At 64.6% G+C, this 16474-nt stretch carries 18 protein-coding genes and 1 pseudogene; 2 read left to right on the plus strand and 17 right to left on the minus strand.

All coding sequences use genetic code 11. The annotated features are described in order from the left end of the window. Positions 1-229: 229 nt before the first annotated feature. The 7 genes from IYX23_RS13400 to IYX23_RS13435 form a co-directional block, all read right to left on the minus strand. On the minus strand, positions 230-604 hold the full coding sequence (locus IYX23_RS13400) for a response regulator (RefSeq protein ID WP_196393983.1): 375 nt from the start codon (positions 602-604) through the stop codon (positions 230-232). Continuing rightward, complete coding sequence (locus IYX23_RS20295; RefSeq protein ID WP_246716770.1) at positions 586-1401, minus strand: hypothetical protein; 816 nt, start codon at positions 1399-1401, stop codon at positions 586-588. Before IYX23_RS20295 ends, IYX23_RS13400 begins: the two co-directional genes overlap by 19 nt. Positions 1402-1464: 63 nt before the next feature. Continuing rightward, on the minus strand, positions 1465-2235 hold the full coding sequence (locus IYX23_RS13415; protein ID WP_196393986.1) for a hypothetical protein: 771 nt from the start codon (positions 2233-2235) through the stop codon (positions 1465-1467). Positions 2236-2320: 85 nt separating this feature from the next. Next, positions 2321-3361, minus strand: coding sequence for an NAD regulator (locus IYX23_RS13420; protein WP_210330694.1), 1041 nt, complete (start codon positions 3359-3361; stop codon positions 2321-2323). Further along, complete coding sequence (locus tag IYX23_RS13425; RefSeq protein WP_196393987.1) at positions 3321-3845, minus strand: protein tyrosine phosphatase; 525 nt, start codon at positions 3843-3845, stop codon at positions 3321-3323. The genes IYX23_RS13420 and IYX23_RS13425 overlap by 41 nt, the downstream gene beginning before the upstream one ends. 21 nt (positions 3846-3866) lie before the next feature. After that, a complete protein-coding gene (locus tag IYX23_RS13430; protein WP_196393988.1) occupies positions 3867-4499 on the minus strand; it encodes an HD family hydrolase in 633 nt (210 codons plus the stop codon). A 4-nt stretch (positions 4500-4503) separates the two neighbouring features. After that, positions 4504-5085: a DNA-3-methyladenine glycosylase I gene (locus IYX23_RS13435; RefSeq protein WP_348643664.1), complete on the minus strand. Its 582-nt coding sequence runs from the start codon at positions 5083-5085 to the stop codon at positions 4504-4506. A 233-nt stretch (positions 5086-5318) separates the two neighbouring features. Here IYX23_RS13435 and IYX23_RS13440 point away from each other — a divergent pair, with 233 nt between their 5' ends. Beyond that, entirely contained in the window at positions 5319-5861 is a 543-nt protein-coding gene (locus IYX23_RS13440) for a hypothetical protein (RefSeq protein WP_246716772.1), read from the plus strand. Between the two features lie 120 nt (positions 5862-5981). Continuing rightward, positions 5982-6377, plus strand: coding sequence for a DUF3126 family protein (locus IYX23_RS13445; protein ID WP_196393991.1), 396 nt, complete (start codon positions 5982-5984; stop codon positions 6375-6377). 77 nt (positions 6378-6454) lie between these two features. Here the strand turns inward: IYX23_RS13445 and IYX23_RS13450 are convergent, their stop codons facing one another. The 10 genes and pseudogenes from IYX23_RS13450 to IYX23_RS13495 form a co-directional block, all read right to left on the minus strand. After that, complete coding sequence (locus IYX23_RS13450) at positions 6455-7837, minus strand: sensor histidine kinase (protein WP_196393992.1); 1383 nt, start codon at positions 7835-7837, stop codon at positions 6455-6457. Positions 7838-7841: 4 nt separating this feature from the next. Then, on the minus strand, positions 7842-8525 hold the full coding sequence (locus tag IYX23_RS13455; RefSeq protein ID WP_196393993.1) for a response regulator transcription factor: 684 nt from the start codon (positions 8523-8525) through the stop codon (positions 7842-7844). 22 nt (positions 8526-8547) lie between these two features. Beyond that, positions 8548-8916 (minus strand): PepSY domain-containing protein, encoded by a 369-nt coding sequence (locus tag IYX23_RS13460; protein WP_196393994.1) that lies wholly within the window; start codon positions 8914-8916, stop codon positions 8548-8550. Between the two features lie 75 nt (positions 8917-8991). After that, positions 8992-9186 (minus strand): hypothetical protein, encoded by a 195-nt coding sequence (locus IYX23_RS13465; RefSeq protein WP_196393995.1) that lies wholly within the window; start codon positions 9184-9186, stop codon positions 8992-8994. Then, complete coding sequence (locus IYX23_RS13470) at positions 9173-9394, minus strand: hypothetical protein (RefSeq protein ID WP_196393996.1); 222 nt, start codon at positions 9392-9394, stop codon at positions 9173-9175. Before IYX23_RS13470 ends, IYX23_RS13465 begins: the two co-directional genes overlap by 14 nt. 1 nt (position 9395) lies before the next feature. Continuing rightward, on the minus strand, positions 9396-9572 hold the full coding sequence (locus IYX23_RS13475; RefSeq protein ID WP_196393997.1) for a hypothetical protein: 177 nt from the start codon (positions 9570-9572) through the stop codon (positions 9396-9398). A 42-nt stretch (positions 9573-9614) separates the two neighbouring features. Next, positions 9615-10226 carry an N-acetylmuramoyl-L-alanine amidase gene (locus tag IYX23_RS13480; RefSeq protein WP_196393998.1) on the minus strand — a complete coding sequence of 204 codons (612 nt, stop codon included), beginning with the start codon at positions 10224-10226 and terminating at the stop codon, positions 9615-9617. Between the two features lie 169 nt (positions 10227-10395). Further along, a complete protein-coding gene (locus IYX23_RS20515) occupies positions 10396-11991 on the minus strand; it encodes a DUF2793 domain-containing protein (protein ID WP_196393999.1) in 1596 nt (531 codons plus the stop codon). An 8-nt stretch (positions 11992-11999) separates the two neighbouring features. Then, positions 12000-15877 (minus strand): annotated as a pseudogene (locus IYX23_RS13490) (glycoside hydrolase/phage tail family protein). 78 nt (positions 15878-15955) lie between these two features. Continuing rightward, on the minus strand, positions 15956-16474 hold a 519-nt coding region (locus IYX23_RS13495), incomplete at its 5' end, for a transposase (protein WP_196398852.1).

Here is a 16474-nt window from a genome sequence, read left to right on the forward strand (position 1 = left end):
CGACGTCGCCCCAGATACTAACAAGCCTTCTGACCTTTCGGCCGAAAGGCGCCCTTTGCGCCGGGCGGCGCGAGGCGACGGCGAAAATCACATGCGGAATGCGCAGTTAGACGCGCTTTGCCCCTCGGCGGTCGCTACCGCCCTGATTCCCCACCAATTCGGACGCTATGGTAACATCGTGGCGAAAAATTGCTCAAGCTTCGCCGGATCAAAACGGCGCGGCGTCGTTTTACGCTGCAATATTCAAAATGGCTTCGAGAGCGGCGCGAAGAGCTTTGCCCGTCACCGGCTTCTGCAGGAGAGTCTTGTCGCGCAACTCAGCCGGCAGGTCGCCCGCGCAATGTCCCGTCATCAGCAAAAACGGGATGTTTCGCTCAGCCAGCACGGAAGCAATTCTTCCGGAGGTCTCGTCGACAAGTCGGTAATCGAGCAGGGCGCAGTCCAGACGCTCCTTGTCGATAAGCCGCAATGCGGCTTCAACGGAAGGCGTGGGGCCGATGACTTCACAACCGCTGTCGTTCAATTCGCATTCAAGCATCATCGCGATGATCGATTCGTCCTCGACGATGAGGACGCGCTTTCCCGCTATCGTTGAACTCGCCATGGTCTCCCAGCTATTCCGGCCTCTGTTTCAAGGGTCTTATGAACGTTCCCGAAAAATCCGGTCTCGCCAAAATCATAGGCGGCGCTGCCAGAGAGCCCATAACTCACTTCGCAGTCAATGAGCGTCAGACCAATACCCCTTTTCTTTGGATCCGCCACGCGAGGCCCTCCGTCCTTACGCCACCTCAGGGTCAGCGTGGACGCTCTCTCATCCGGCCCCTCCATCGAAGACCAGTCGAAGACATGACCCGAACTGTTCGACAGCGCGCCAAACTTGACCGCATTGGTCGCGAGTTCATCCAGGATCATGCCAAAGCTCATCGCAACCTTGGGCGGCAGCGTGGATTGGTGGCCTGAAACGTCAGCCGCGGGCTGCTCTTGGAGAAATAGGGCGCGAGCGCCTGGCGCACCACTTCTTCCATTCTGACGGCGCCGTAACTTTTCCGCGCCAGCAACTCGTGACTTCTCGCCAAGGCGTAAAGTCTGGTCATCAAGGCTTATGATCCGGCGTCCGAGCCAACGTCTGTTGGCGAGGGCCAAGATAACGGTGATAATATTTTTTACGGTGGTTGGGTTCGGCGACCAATTGTCCTTTGACGTTCTTCTGATCTGGCCAGGCTCGTGACGTCGACGAACGTCCGGTTCGCCGCCGTCTGATTTCAAGCGGCTTCCTGGAGTCCTGTCGGTCACCCAGCCGAGGCGCCCAAACGCCGTTATCGCGAAGGAATGCTGAAGCTTACGGCGTGGAATATCGCGCAGCGGCAGATCAAAAGCGCGAGCTTGTTGGACGTGGTCCAAACGGCGTGAAGTTCTGAACGCTCCTCACAGCTGCGTCGCGCGGCGGTCTGCGACGTCGCCGCTTCAGTTCGACGCCACTGTGCGCACGAGCTGCGGCCCGAGGATGGGCTGCGCGCCGCTGATGAGGCGCAGATAGGCGGGAGATAGCGACGCCGTATCCTGGAACCCCGCAAAGGCCTCTGACGGCGGCCGCCGCGGCGGCAGCGGCGCGGGCTCAGGAAGCGCGTTCGCTTCTTCGCCGCCGCGCGCCAACCCCGTCAGCTGTTGCCGGTCGGCGACGGCGACATGGATCGGATCGGTCCGGCCGCTTGTGCTCGCAAGGGCGGTGGCGACTGCGGACTGCACCTTCTGCGCGATGTCGCCAAAGGAGGCGAGACTCGCGCCGGACTGCCCATCGGGCCGCGCGCTGGCGACGCTGGTCGAAGGCGCGCGCTGCTTGCGGCTTGCGATCATAGTCGGGCCGCCCTCGCAATTGCGCATGCCAAGAGCGATCAGCTCCGTCCCGGTCAATACGCGATATTCTCGGGTCAAATGGCCAAGACGCGCCTGCACGGCGGTCGGGTAGGAGGCGAACAGCTGCGAAGAGACGCCGAGGTCAACTTCCCGGTTGATGGCGTTGTAGGCTTGATGAAATTTGACCTTTGCGTCCGGATAGACGCAGACGTTGGGCAGGCTCAGCGCCAGCGTGCAGGCCGAGCGGCATTCATGCAGCCTGACCTCGCGATTCTCGCGGCGATATCGTTCGGTGAGCGCTTCATAATCGCTGACCAAACCGCCGACGTCCTTGTAGACGACGACCGGCGCCGGCATGGGGGGCGGCGACAAATAGCCCAAGACGCACCTCTACTCTACGCATTGCGGGCTTCGCTTCAGCAAACATTCACCATGTCGCGGTGAACATCGCCTTAAAGCAGCGACATCAGCCTCGGATGCCGACGCGAAGCCCTGGCGCGGGCCTTTCTTGCAGAACATTGCGGCGAAAATGGAATAGAGCCGCGGGGCGTCCGCCTGTCTTTAAGGACATTTCCCCTGTCGGCTCGACAATGGCCGTTGATTCCACCAGACGGCGGAAGTTCTGCTTGTGCAGATGTCGGCCAGCGATGGCTTCTACTGTCCGCTGCAGCTCAGTCAGCGTGAACTCCGACGCCATCAACTCGAAGATCACCGGACGATATTTCATTTTGGCGCGCAGTCTGCCCATGGCTGTGGCGAGAATGCGGCGATGGTCATGGCGCATCGGGGTCCCGAGCGGCGTCAACGGCGCCCGTTTCTCCGCCGATTCACGACCATCGCGCAGCGCCTCCTCGAGAAGCCCGGCCTCATAAAGAAGCTCGTAGCGCTCAAGGACGTTCTCCTCATTGAACGCGCGTCCCTTGCCGCCAAAGAGAAGGCCAAAGAGAAGATTGACCCGCACCCGGCGCGAGACGCCCGAGGAGGAGACGGCGTCCGGCGCCTCGGCCACCCAGTCCGCCAACCCGGGCGCGATCGTTTCCTCGAGGACCACGGGCGGACCTTTGCGCCAATCCTCCCAGGGAAAGAAATCATGCCAGCTCCGCCAGACGCTTGCGCGCCGATTGGCGTCGTCGCGGATGCGCGTCAACGCCAGATAGCCGACCGAGACGACGTGCGGATCGCGGTCGCCGGCGCGGGCGTGGCGACCGCGATCGCCGAATGTATAGAGCTGCTCGACATAGCCCAGCGGCGCGCCGGTCTGCTCGGCGACCCATTCGCGCAGGCCGATCTCGAAGGTGCGATGGCGGATCGGATCGAAAGGTCCGGAGGGAAGAGCGGCTATGCTGGCCGGCCCGTCGGCGCGCGTCGTCAGGATCAAGGGCTCGTCGTCTCGAACGGCGACGATTGCGGCGGTGAGGCCGATTTCGACGGGCGGGGAAAGGGGCGCGAGCTCTTCGGCGGCCCGGTTAGGCGTCGGCGAATTCCAGGGCGAAGGGCGCTCCCTCATAGCAGTCGGTCCCGCGTCCGATCGCGGCGATCGCGGCGGACATCCGCCCGTTCCGCCCGAGCCTTTCGTCGGCGAGCGCGACCATCCGTCTGTTTGGCGTCGCGGTCGGCGAGACGCGGCGCAGTTCGCGCGCGATCTCCATTTCGCTGCGACGCGGCGCTAAAGCGCAGGCCGCGACAAAGGCCGCCGCGGGCGATCGGCTCACCCCAGCGTAGCAATGTATGACGAGCGGCGCGGAGCGGTCCCATTCCTCAAGGAAAGCGAGCAGCCGATTGATATGTTCCTCGCCCGGGAGGATGTGTCCCCCCCGCGGCGCGTCGATGTCGGAGACAGCAATGCGCAAATGGCGCTCGCGGGAGATTTCGCAAGGCCGAACAAGCGACGCCCCGGCAGTAAGGATGGTGACAAGCGAGCGCGCGCCGCTTTGGCGCACCGTGTCGACCACCTTAGTCAGGGAACAGACGTACAGGCGCCCATTCGGCATTTCTCTCCCCGACGTTCTTCTTCAACTTTCGTCGACCGCCCGAAACCGAGCGAGAAAACACGCCTGCGCCTCCTCAATGGGAGCCGGGGCGAGTTCGTCAATGAAGGGCTGCGGCGGGATCGCCGGGCGGCCGAAGATGCGCTCGGCTTCGCCCCGTGTAAAGCCCGCAAGCTGCACCGCCTCAAAAAAAGCGGCGGCGCGATCGGCCTCTTTGCACAGGCGCCGCAGTGCGGGAGAGGGCGTCGGCGGCAGAGAGAAACGCAGGAGAATTGCGCCCAATATGCGGTGCTCGACACTTTTGTATGCGTCGCCGATCACCGCCTTGAATGGGGAGATCATATCGCCGATCACATATTCGGGCGCGTCATGCAGCAGCATGTAAAGCCGCTCCGTTCGGCCGATCGCCGGGTCGAGCGCGCTTGCGACCTTTTCCACAAGCATGCTGTGTTGCGCGACCGAGAAAATATGCGCGCCGATTGTCTGACCGTTCCATCGCGCGACGCGCGCGAGTCCATGCGCGATATCTTCGATCTCCACATCGAGCGGCGAAGGGTCGAGCAGATCGAGGCGGCGTCCGGACAACATGCGCTGCCAGGCGCGGGGCGCTTCGCCGGGCGTCGGCCGCCCGCGATTTTTTGCTGGAGGGGAGCGCATCGCGTCAGCCGCCCTCGCCCCCTGCGTGGCGATGGCAGCCCGTCAGATGATCGTCCACCATGCCGACCGCCTGCATGAAGGCGTAGACGATCGTCGGTCCGCAGAATTTGAAGCCCCGCGCCTTGAGATCTTTGGAGAGGCGTTCGGAAAGTGGGGTCTGCGTCGGCACCTCGCTCATGCGCTTCCAGTGGTTGACGATCGGTCGTCCGTCCACGAAACCCCACAGATAATCCGAAAAGCCGGTCGTCGCCTCGATTTCCAGCCACGCCTGCGCCGAGAGCACGGCGCCTTCGATTTTTGCGCGATTGCGCACGATTGCATCATTGCCCATCAGCGCCGCGACCCGCTTCTGATCAAATCTCGCGATCATTGCCGGCTCGAAGCCGTCGAAGGCCGCGCGAAACGCCTCACGCTTGCGCAGAATGGTGATCCACGAGAGGCCAGCCTGAAAGCCGTCGAGCGTCAGCTTTTCGAAGAGCGCCCGGCCGTCACGCTCGGGACGCCCCCACTCATTGTCGTGATAGTCCAGATAAAGCGGATCGACGCCGGGCCACGGACAGCGTTTCAGCCCGTCGAGATGGGGCACGACCGCGAGTTCGCGCCAACTTGCCGGCTGTTGCCGAACGCTTGCCAAGACGCACCTTTAAAAAGCGGACGAAAAAACGCCGCGCGCTCGGGCTTTATCGCGCGTTCGGATTGCGTTCACAACCAAGTTGGGACTATCGTCGGCCCCGCGGGCGCAGATGGCGCGCGTCATGCTTCTATGCGCCGTCGCAGTTGTTGCGGCTCGGTTGGCGCCGTCCATCAATGGAGATTTATATGGGGATCCGTATCGCTGTTTCTTACGCTGCGGCCGGCGGCGCTCTGGCCGTCGCCGTCGCCCTCGCCGCGAGCTCAGGGGACGCGTATGCGCAAGCCAATGTATTGAAGGAATGCGGTTCGCAATATCAGGCGGCTAAGGCCGCCAACGAACTCGGCGGACAGAGCTGGCAGGAATTTTTGAAGGCCTGTCGCGGGCGGCTAGCCGAGCAGACCAAGCCTGCCGAGGCGAAGCCCGAGACGCCGCCGCCGGCCGCCGCAGAGACGAAGCCTACGCCGCCGCCGGCCGCCGTGGAGTCGACGCCTACGCCGCCGCCAGCGACCGAAGCCAAGCCCGTCGAGCCGACTCCGCCCGCGGCGACCGAAGCGACCCCGAGCCCCAAACCCGCGACGGACTCGAAAACCGCGACGCGCGAGCGCCAGAAGAAATGCGCCGCGGAATGGAAGGCGAAAAAGGCTGAGCTCAAAAAGGCCGGTTCAAAAATCACCTGGCCAAAATATTGGAGCGAATGCAACAAGAGGCTGAAAGCCGCAGGCGAATAACGCCCTTCGCGCTTTTTGACGTCGCCCGGCGGCTCTCCGCCGGGCGTTTTTCATGCGCTCTTGCTCGGCGAAAGGCGTCGTGGCAGAGGAGAGAGCTGATCGCTGAACGGGGGCGGGCGTTTGGATAAAACCGAGTTGCGAAAATTGCAGGCGTTCCTGCGCCGTTCGCTCGGCAACGACGGCGTTCGCGTCACGGCGGATCCGAAGAATCCGGACGACGCGGCCGTGCATCTTGGCGAGCGAAGGATCGCTTCGATCTCGGTCGACGACGAAGACGGCGATCGTTCCTTCGCCTTCGAGATGAAAATTCCCGTCGGACGCGAAGTGCTGCAGTCCTATTTGCGCAAGCTGTTCGAAAACGATCGCCTGTCGATCGTGGCGCGAGGGCGCAAGACCGATTCCGTCGAACTCAATGCTGACGGCGAATTTCTCGGCGTCATCTCCGCTGACGATCCGAAGCTGTCGAGCTTCACGCTGCAAGTCGCCATTCTCGATTTCGATCTCGAAGAAGAGTGACGCGCGGCAGGATATCGGGGCAGGCGTACGATCGCTGATCCCGTCCCGAGCTTTGTTCACGCCCGGCGCGGCGTATCTCAAAATCCCGGCAGTCGAAGCTCCGCGTGCAAACCGCCGCTGGGGCTGTCGTCGAGTTGCAGCGAACCGCCATAGGCGGCGGCGAGATCGACGACGATTGACAGGCCGAGACCTGATCCGGGCTTGGTTTCGTCGAGACGCCGGCCCCGCTGCGTCGCCGCCGCGCGCAGATGCGGGGCAAGTCCCGGCCCGTCGTCGCTGATCGCAATGCGCAGCGTCGGCCGCGCCGCGCCATCCGTTTCGGCGGAAACGTCGATCGTCACTTGGCTCTTCGCCCACTTGCCGGCGTTGTCGAGCAGATTGCCGATCATTTCTTCGAGGTCCTGGCGCTCGCCAAGAAAGCGCAGACGCGGATCGGCGCCGCCAGAAAAGATCACGCCCTTATCGCCATAGATTTTACTAAAGGCGCGCAGCAAGGCCTCGATCGACGGCGCAATCTGCGTCGCGGCGCCGAGCGCGCCGCCGCGCGCCGCAGCCCGCGCCCGGTCGAGATAGAAGGAGATCTGATCGCGCATGATCTGCGCCTGTTCTTGAACTTTCCCGGCGAGTTGCCCTGGCGCGGAATCGGCTTCATTGACGATGACGGAGAGCGGCGTTTTCAGCGCATGGGCGAGATTGCCGACCTGCGTGCGCGCGCGTTCGAGAATGTCGCGATTGGCGCTGATCAGCAGATTGAGCTCTTCGGCGAGCGGCGCGACTTCGCTCGGGTAAGCGTCCATGATCCGCTCCCGTTCGCCGCCGCGGATCGTCGCCAGTTCGCGCTGCAATTGCCTCAACGGCCGCAAGCCGAAGCGGACCTGGAAGGCGGCGCCGATGGCGAGCGCAATCGCGAGCGCCGCGAAAGCGACGACCAGCGCGAATCGAAAACGGGCGATTTGCTCTTCCATCTCTTCGCCGCTGCCTGCGACCTGCACGAGATAGATGCCGACGTCGCCGACGTCGATGACGCGCTCGACGATGCGCAGCCTGCGCCCGTCCGGGCCCGGCCCGTAGCCGCGGCGAAAGCCGCCGACCTCCGCTGCGACGCCAAGGTCCGAGAGCTTGGGCAGCGTGTTGGCGAAGAGCGAGCGCGACGCCTTGATGTCATGCGACTTGTCGTCGAGACGCGTGATCTGCCAATACCAGCCCGAGCCCGGCAATTCGAACTGCGGATCGCCAAGCTGGCCCGGTCCGGTGCGTCCCTCCTGTCCCGACTCGGACACGTCCGCGACGATGGCGCGCAGGTAAACGTCGAGGCGACGTTCGAAAACCTCTTCCGCTTCGCTTCGGTAGTAGGCGGTAAGAAGAATGCTGGCGACGATCAGCACGACCGAACTCATCGCCGCCGCAGTCAGGAACAGACGCGCGGCGATGGAGCGAATGGAGACGAAGGAAAGGGGCATGCGCCTAGCGCTTATAGCCGGCGTCCTTTGCCGGCGCGGCCGCCATGTAGCCCAGACCGCGCACGGTCTGGATGAGATCGACGCCAAGCTTTTTGCGCAACCTGCCGACGAAGACTTCGATCGTATTCGAGTCGCGATCAAAGTCCTGATCGTATAAATGCTCGATAATTTCGCTGCGGGACACGACGCGTCCGCTGTGATGCATCAGATAGGCGAGCAGCCGGTATTCGTGCGAAGTGAGCTTCACCGGCGCGCCGTCCACGACGACGCGGCCGGCCTTGGTGTCGAGGCGCACCGCGCCGCAGACGATTTCATTCGTCGCATGGCCCGTCGCGCGGCGCAGCAGCGCGCGGATGCGCGCCAGCACTTCCTCCATGTGGAAGGGCTTCGAAACATAATCATCGGCGCCGGCATCGAAGCCTTGCACCTTGTCGCTCCAGCGGTCGCGCGCGGTAAGGATCAGCACCGGCATGTCGCGTCCCGCCGCGCGCCATTCTTCGAGAATGGTCACGCCGTCCTTCTTCGGCAGACCGATGTCGAGGACGACGGCGTCGTAGGGCTCCGTTTCGCCGAGATGACAACCTTCCTCGCCATCGAAGGCGCGGTCCACCGCATAGCCCGACTGCTCGAGCGCACGAACGATCTGGCGGTTTAAATCCTTGTCGTCTTCAACGACCAGCAACCGCAATGCGTCCTCCCGCGTGCGAGACTCAATTCTCCGTAGAGTCCACGCCTATAGAGCTAGAATGAGGCCGCCCGCTGAACGCGTCGACAAGAATTTTGACGATGTGCCCGTCCCGGCGCAGCAGGCTGATCTCATAGATAAGTCCTTCGCCCAATTGGCACAGCCGCGCGCCAAGCGGTTCGGCCTGCAGCCGCAGGGCGACATCCCGCATGCATCGGAAAGGATCGGCGAGCTTCTGCGCTTCCATTTTACTGCGCGCCTGCGCCATGGTGAAGCATTGCAGCCGCGCCGGAGCGTCTTCGGCGCGGGTCGCGGGCGCGCGCAGGCAAGCGCCCGTCGCCGCGAGAGCGGCGACGGTGAGCGCCCGTCTCCAACAACGTCCGGCAGACCGCATGCGCCTCTCCCCAGCGCATAGTCGGCCGAATGCCCTGAATGCGCAATGAATAGTCAAGAAATGCGGCCGCGCGCCTCAGCGCTCCGAGGCGCGGCAGGCGTCCCGCATTTTCTTGTAGTCGACGATCATGGCGGCGAGAGGCGCGTTTTGGGGCAAGGCGCGCAACTGCTTCGCCGCAATCTTCTGTTCTTCGAGAGAATAGGCGACGAGCGGCGGACAGCCGCCGCCCGTCGACCGGCATGCCGCAAGAGCGAGGCTAAAAGCGACCATGATCGAGATCTTGCGAAACATTTTCGACGCTCCGGCGCTCCATCATGATTTCGGCCTGACGCTTGGCCGCGCGCGAATCGGCTTCAGCGCGGCGCGCCTTCTCCCGCTCGACGCCGCCGGCGACGAGACGCGCCAGCGTCGCGCGTCCAAGCGCGTAGGCCACCACGCCAGCGACGACGACGAGAGAGAGCGCGATCAGCTTCGACATGTCAGGCGGTTCCCGGCGGCGTCGAGGTGATGCTGCGCATGATCGCCATCAACGCCGCTGAACCAATGGCGATGGCGCCGGCCTTCGGATCATTGAGGAAGGCGATCCAGTCGGTCGAGGCGAGCGCGCCGAACAGCGCGACGAGTGCGGCGGCGACATAGGTGCGATAGCCTTGCATTTTTCAGTTCCTTTCATGATGCCGGACGCCGCCGGCGCGGTTTCACTTGCGGCCGAGGACTCGCGAGATGAATGATTCCATGGCGAAGGCGGGACCCGGATCGCGCTTGCGCGTCGGCGCAATGTCGTCATGGCCGGCGATGTCGCTGATGCCGTAGGTTTGACAGAGCGCCTTGGCGACATCGGCGGCGACTGAGATCTGAACGGCGGGATAGGTCATCCAGGGTTTTTCCCCGGTCTTATCCAACTTGTGCGCGAGCATCGCCACCTGGCTCGCCGGCACGCTTCTCCCGTAAGCGTCGGCGAATTTGCCATTGGCGAGCTTCGTCAACGGCCCGGCGTTCGTGAGCTCTATGCCGATCGAAAATCCATTGCAGTTTGCGCGCCGCTTCCAGACGCTTTTGCCTGCGTGCCACGCGACGCGATTGAACGGCGCGAGCTGCGTCACTGCGCCGTCGAGATCTATGACGAGATGCGCGGAGGCTTTTGCATTGGGATTGCACAGCCAGGAGATTGCGCCTTTCGCCGACTGCGAGGCGGTGTAATGCATGATCAGCAGCGAAGCCTTCAAAGCGCCGCCGACATTGGGCGTTGGCTTTTGGGCGACGGGCTTGCCGTCGCAATGCAGGACGTGATTCTTCACGGCGAAGGCCATGAGCCGACTCCTTCATGTTCGTCGAAAAGGTTTGTGAAAGGCGCCTTCTTTTGCGCGCGAGGTTTGGGCGGTCGCGGAGCGCTTCTCGCTCAAGATGAGCGAGAAGGAACCAGGGGCTCGCTTCGTCAGTCTTCAGACGCGCCAGCGCGGCGCGGGTGGCGCGCTTCAATCAGAAGAATTCAAAGATGATGGCGTAGCCGTCCCCGCCATTGCCGCCGGCGCCGGAATTCGCGCCGTTCTGGACGGCGCCGCCGCCTCCGCCGCCTCCGCCAGCAAGACCGCCGACGCCGCCTGCGCCAGGCGCGGTGAGGCTCGAAGCGCCGCCGCCCCCACCGCCGCCGCCCTGTTCAAACGGGCCGGCGCTTGCGACCCAGGAGCCGCCTGCGCCGCCATTCACGACGCCGCCGGCGATTCCCGCTGCGCCGGCGATGGGCAATCCGTTGACATAGACGATGCCGCCCGCGCCGCCATTTCCTGCGGCGTTGGCGGCGGTGATCCCGCCGCCGGCGCCGCCGCCGGAGGGCCCGTTGTAGAGGCACGAGCCCCCGGCGCCCGCCGTCGAACCGGCGGCGTTGCATCCGCCGCCGCCGCTGCCGCCAAAAAAATGCGAACCCGCGCCGCCAACGGCGCCTGCGCCGCCCGTGCCCACGCCAAAGGAGCCAACCCCGCCAGTTCCGCCGGAACCGGAGAGGCCCGACGAGCACTGACTGCCAGCGCCGCCGCCACCCGAGGCGCCGCCGATCTGCCCGCCCGCGCCGCCGCCCCCGGCGCCTGCGAAGAGCAACGTTCCGAACGCGGTGACGCCGCCGAGAGAACCGGCGTTTCCGTTCGTGGAGTTTGTCGTCTGCGCCGCGCCGCCGACTCCGCCGGCGCCGATTGCGACGGCTTTCGAGGCGCCGATCTGCGCTGCGGTGAATCGTCCGCGCGCCAGCCCGCCGCCGGCGCCGCCGGCGCCGCCCGAAGCCGCGGCGCCGGCGGCCGTTCGCGCCCCGGAGCCGCCGCCGCCGCCCGCGCCAAAAAGCAGCACTTCGGCAAAACGCAGCCCGGGCGTCGGCGTATAGGAGCCGCTCGACGAGAAGACGCGGATCTTCGTCGGCCCGCCGCTCGGAAAAGCGACTTCTCCGGTCGTGTGGTCGACGACGATCGACTCACGCCACGCCGCGCCGTCAGGCGAGACTTTGACGTGGAAGTTGTCGTCGCCGGTCAGACCGGTTTCGGCGCGCGCCGAATAATTTGATTCATACAGCTGCGAGACGGTTTTCGCCGCGCTCTCCTTGTTGAGCGCGAAGCGTAGATCGCCGGAGCCGCCTTCGCCGACGCTCGTTGCGGTGAAGAGCGTCGCATTGAGTTTGGCGAGCAGCGGATTGGCGCCGTCGGCGGTCGCGCCGATCCCGAGCAGCGCAAGGTTTTGCAGCTGGCGCAAGGACAGGCCGCAATCAATCCATCCCGCGCCGTCATAGAGCAGCAGAAGCGATTCCGCTTCGACATAAGCGCGCCAACCGGCTTGCGGGGAAAGGAAGGTCCAGCCGCCCGCGAGGAATGTCGCGATCTGGTCACTCTTGCCGGCGAAGGCGCCCGTCGCACCCGCGCCGATGAGCACACGATCGCCTTCCACCGGCGTTGCGGGGGGCGACGTCACGTCTCGCGCAGAGACCGAAAGCTGCGTCAGCGCGTCGATCAGCGCCAGAGCTTCATTATGCGTGACGTGCTTCTGCGCTTGCGACGCCTCGATGAAAGGCAGCGCAAGATGCGTGGTTTGCGTCATCGTTTTACCTATTGGATGGGAAGCGTCGTCGTCAGCGGGAATCCTCGTCCGACCGTCGCGCTCATCTGATAAAGCGAGAGCGTCAGTTCGCTTTGTGGCGCGCCGAAATCGGCCAGTTCTGCGGCGGCGGAATAAAGGATCGCTGTTGCGGCGGTGGTGAGCGTGCGCGTTCCGCTGGCCGGCAGCGAGATATCGGCTTCATAGGATTCGCTCGCCTCGCCGAGCGGAATGTCGAGCGCCTCCCAGGCGTCAGAGTCGAGGCGTCCACGCCGCACGAATTCAATGACGACGCCGGCCGACGTGCGCCGCGCGCGCGCTTTCGTCGGCGCGTAGGGGCGCAACGCCTTGTTTGTCGCGGCGACCGTCGGCTGAACAAAGATCGGCTCCGCATAGTCGCGATCCGCCGGGCCGATGCGATAGGTCATCGGCGCGCCAATTTCGGCGACCTTGCGCGCGAGCGGCGCGAGGGCGTCATTGAGCAGCACGACGGTCGCGCCGGCTGGCGCATCGCGCTTGGCGAGATGTTCTTCGCCGCCGAGGCCGCGAATGAGGCGTGACAGTCGATATGTCTTTTCGCCAATCAGCTCGGCATGCGCGAAAGCGAAAATCTCCCAGTCGCCGTCGACGCGAATCGCCATCGCCGAACGTCCGGCGAGCGCGGCGAGATCTCCGACGGACGAAAGTTGCCCGGCGCCGATCCTGACAGTGAGGCTGCTTCCATTGTCGAAACGTCCGACAGGACCGGCGGGCAGGACGTCGAGCGTCTCGCCGATCATCGCGCGCTTGTCGATGACGCCGGCCTGCTCATAGCCGCCCTGAAACGTCATCTTCCAGATTGCGAGCGGACCGGGCCAGGGATCGGCGAAGGCCGCGACATAGGAGAGCGCTTCTTCGTCGCGCCAGAGCGCAAGGTCGAGAATTTCGACTCTCGGCGGTCCGACGATCTTGGGTGAGACGACATTCGCGCGTCCAAGCAGCGGCGCGGCCGTGTCATAGACGGAAGCGTCCGCCGCGCGCGCACTCACCTGTCGCGCGGCGCCGTCCGTGATGCGCTGAATTTGAAACAGCCGGCCGCCGCCGGCTGCGCCGAGCCGCACCAGATCGCCGGGCTGCAAGGCGAGAAGGCCAGGCCGCAGCGCAAACTCGCGGTTTCGCGTCCGATCCACACGTCTTGCAGCCAGCTCTCCGCAAGCGACTGCGCATTGGCGCGATTCGTCATCACCGCGGCTTGCGCTTCACTCTGGCGCGCCGAGCGGCCCTCGAGTTTGCGGGACAAGACTCGCGCCATCTGAAAGTCGTTTTCGGAATCGCAGAAGGAAAGCGCGATCTCCTGCGGCAGTTCGCTTTCCTGCGCCCGCGCCAGCGTCACGAGCGACGCGGTTTTGCCGGCGACGAGATCGTCTTCGTCAATTTCGCACGCCGGCTTCCCGCGCCGATCGACGAAGCGCAAGGCGCCCGCGCTCGCCACGACGTCGAATCCATAAAGTGCGGCAAGCGGATCGATCGCCTCGCGCGGCGACATCGGCCGCTCCAGCACATAGCCGTCGAGAAAGCCGCTGACGTTTGGCCGCTGCGCGACAACTTCCGGCGCAGAGACGGCGCCGGCGAGCGCCGGCAGGAGCCGGTCGAGCGGCGCGCCTTCGAGTCGCCCGTTCAACCAATGGCCCGTTTCCCAATTGGCGGCGTCGCTCCATGCGTCGGTCTGCGTCGGAAAGGCCGGAAAGGGGCGCGCATCCCAGCACCATATGTGCAGGCGCGCCGGATCGACCATCGGCCCGGCGTAGACGCTGGACGTCGGGTTGCGCGCGGCGCCGCCGGGCGCCGCCGGATCGAAATGCGCGATCATTGCTTCGATGAATCGCGCCTGCATGAGATCGTCGCGGCCGTCGCGCGAAAAATAGGGCAGACCGCCATCGCTCGAGCGCGGGTCCGGAAAAACATTCGGCGCATTGGCGCCGCGATCGACCGCCGGACATCCCGTCTCGACGATCCAGATCGGCTTCGACTGCGGAACCCATGCCGTCGGCTCCGTCAGCTCAGCGCCGGCGGCGCGCTCGTAATGCGGTTGCGACCACCACGACAGAAAATCCTTCTGGCGGAAGATCCAAGGCTTGCCGAGCCCGTCGCTGATCGGCGTACGCTCCTGCGCGAGACGCGCATTTGCGTCGGCGTAATGCCAATCATAGGCCTCGCCCGAGGCGACGCGAGACTTGAGATAGTCGAGATCATAAATGCTCGCCGCTTCCTGCGCGTCGAGATGGGCGTCGCCGTCCCGCCAGTCGGAGAGCGGCCAATAGACGTCGACGCCGACGAAATCGACGGCGCTTGACGCCCACAGCGGATCAAGCGGGAAGCGCGCTTCGCCGCTTGCAGGAACATGCGCGCCATATTCGGTCCAGTCGGCGGCGTAAGAAATTTTCGTTTGCGGGCCAAGGATCGCTTTCACGTCCGCGGCGAGAGTCGTCAACGCCGCGACGGCGGGATATGCGCCTGGCGCCGAGCGCACGCGCGTCAGGCCGATCAACTCGGAGCCGATGAGGAAGGCGTCGACGCCGTCGGCCGCGACGCAAAGATCGGCGTAATGCAGAATGAAGGCGCGATAGCGCGTAAAGAAAGCATCGAGCTGCGCCGCCGCCGTCGCGGTCGCGTCAGGCGAACCGGGCCGCCCCGGCGAAGGATCGCAGGTGATGCGCCCACGCCAGGGAAACGCCGGCTGTTCGACGGCGCCCGTGTAAGGATTGGACAGCGCATTGCCCGGCGGCACGTCCATCATCACGAAGGGATAGAAAGTCACCGCGAGGCCGCGCGCCGTGAGGTCGGCGATCGCGGCGACGACCGAAGCGTCGCTGGGCGTTCCGCCATAGGCCGCGCGTCCCTCGATTTGCGACACGAGCCGCGCGGTGGAGCGCGTGAGCCCGGCGACCGACCAGTCGGGCGGCCAGAAGCCGCCGAGAATGAAGTTGAATTGACCGATGGTCTTGAATGTGGCGTCGACGCGCGGCGCGATCGTGCAATGTTCGGCGCGAAGATCGTCGCCGAACCAGGCGACGACCAGCGCGACGCTTTCGAGATTGGGGCAAAGCGCCTGCAGCGCGTCGAGCGACGCGGTCCAATCCGTCGCTGCGGTGAGCTGATGGCGATTTTCCGCCGCCGTGGCGCCGGGCGAGTAGAAGTTGAGCTTGAGGGCAGGGTGATAGCCGGCCTCCGTCGCGCCGGGAATGAGGTCGACGGCTCGGATCATCGCGCCGAGTCCGTCGACGGGCTTCACGACTTCGAAGGTGAATTGCGGAATGCGATTGCCGAAGGCCGCGAGCGCCAGATCCTCGAAAACGATATAGGCGAGGCCGCGATAAGCGGGCGCGTTCTCCGCCCCTTCCTTGGCGACGATCAGCGGATCTGGCTCCTGATTCTCGTTCCCGAAATGGATGCGGATCGGCAGCGTCGTCATGTCGATCTCTGAGCCGTCGGCCCAGATGCGTCGCACGAAGGCGACAGGCCCTTCGCACAGGCCGATCGCAAAACTCGCCGAATAGGAATAGGTGAAATGGATGTTCTGAGAGCCGCCGCCGCCGCCTTTGCCCTGATGCTGCGTCTGTTCGAAAGAGACGTTGACGCGTTCGAGAAAGCGCGTCGCCCAGATCATCTGTCCGCCGATGCGCGCGCGGCCGTAGATTCGCGGCACGCCGGCGCCTTCCGTTGAGGTGATCCCGTCCATCGATTTCAGCCGCGGGCCGATGGAATAGCGCGGCGATGCATGCGGTTGCAGCGCTGCGTCGACGAAGGAGCCGCCAAAGCCGCCGAGCACGCGGCCGATAGAGGAACCAACAGGTCCGCCAACCGCGCCGCCGGCGACAGAGCCGATCGTCTGTAGAACAAGAGTGGCCATGAAGATCTCGCCGAATGTCATTCCCGACCCGCGCATCGCGCGCCGCGCATCGCGCGCGATCGGGCAACTGTGTATTGGTTAGCATGCGAAGGACGCATTTTCGCGGCAGATGGCATTGAGAATAACGAGGATTTTTCGTGCGAGCGCAATGAGAACCAGTTTTGGCGGTTTTCCGGCGGCGCGTAGTTTGCGGGCAAAATCGCCCAAACGCGTCTTCGAATTGGCGGCGGCCAGCGCCGCCATGTAGAGGGCTTTGCGCACACGCGTCCGCCCGCCTTTGATCATGCGCTGACCACGACGCTTTCCACTATCGTTGTTGAAGGGCGCAAGCCCTGCGAGCGCCGCAATGGCTTTTGGCGAGCGGCGCCCAAGTTCTGGCATCAGCGCCAACAAGGTGACGGCGGCGACGGGACCAATGCCGGGCACGCTTCGCAGACGCCGCTCGGCTTTGCGCAAGGACTCGTCGGCGGCAATGGCGGCGCGAATGCCGTCCTCGAGCGCTTCGATCTCCTTGTCGAGCCAGGCGAGATGGCGCGTGAGACTGTCGGCTGTGGCGGCGTCATCGCATTCGTTCCGCCGAACAACCTCCTGCTGACG

It is taken from the genome of Methylocystis sp. L43, assembly GCF_015709525.1.
Taxonomy (GTDB): Bacteria; Pseudomonadota; Alphaproteobacteria; order Rhizobiales; family Beijerinckiaceae; genus Methylocystis.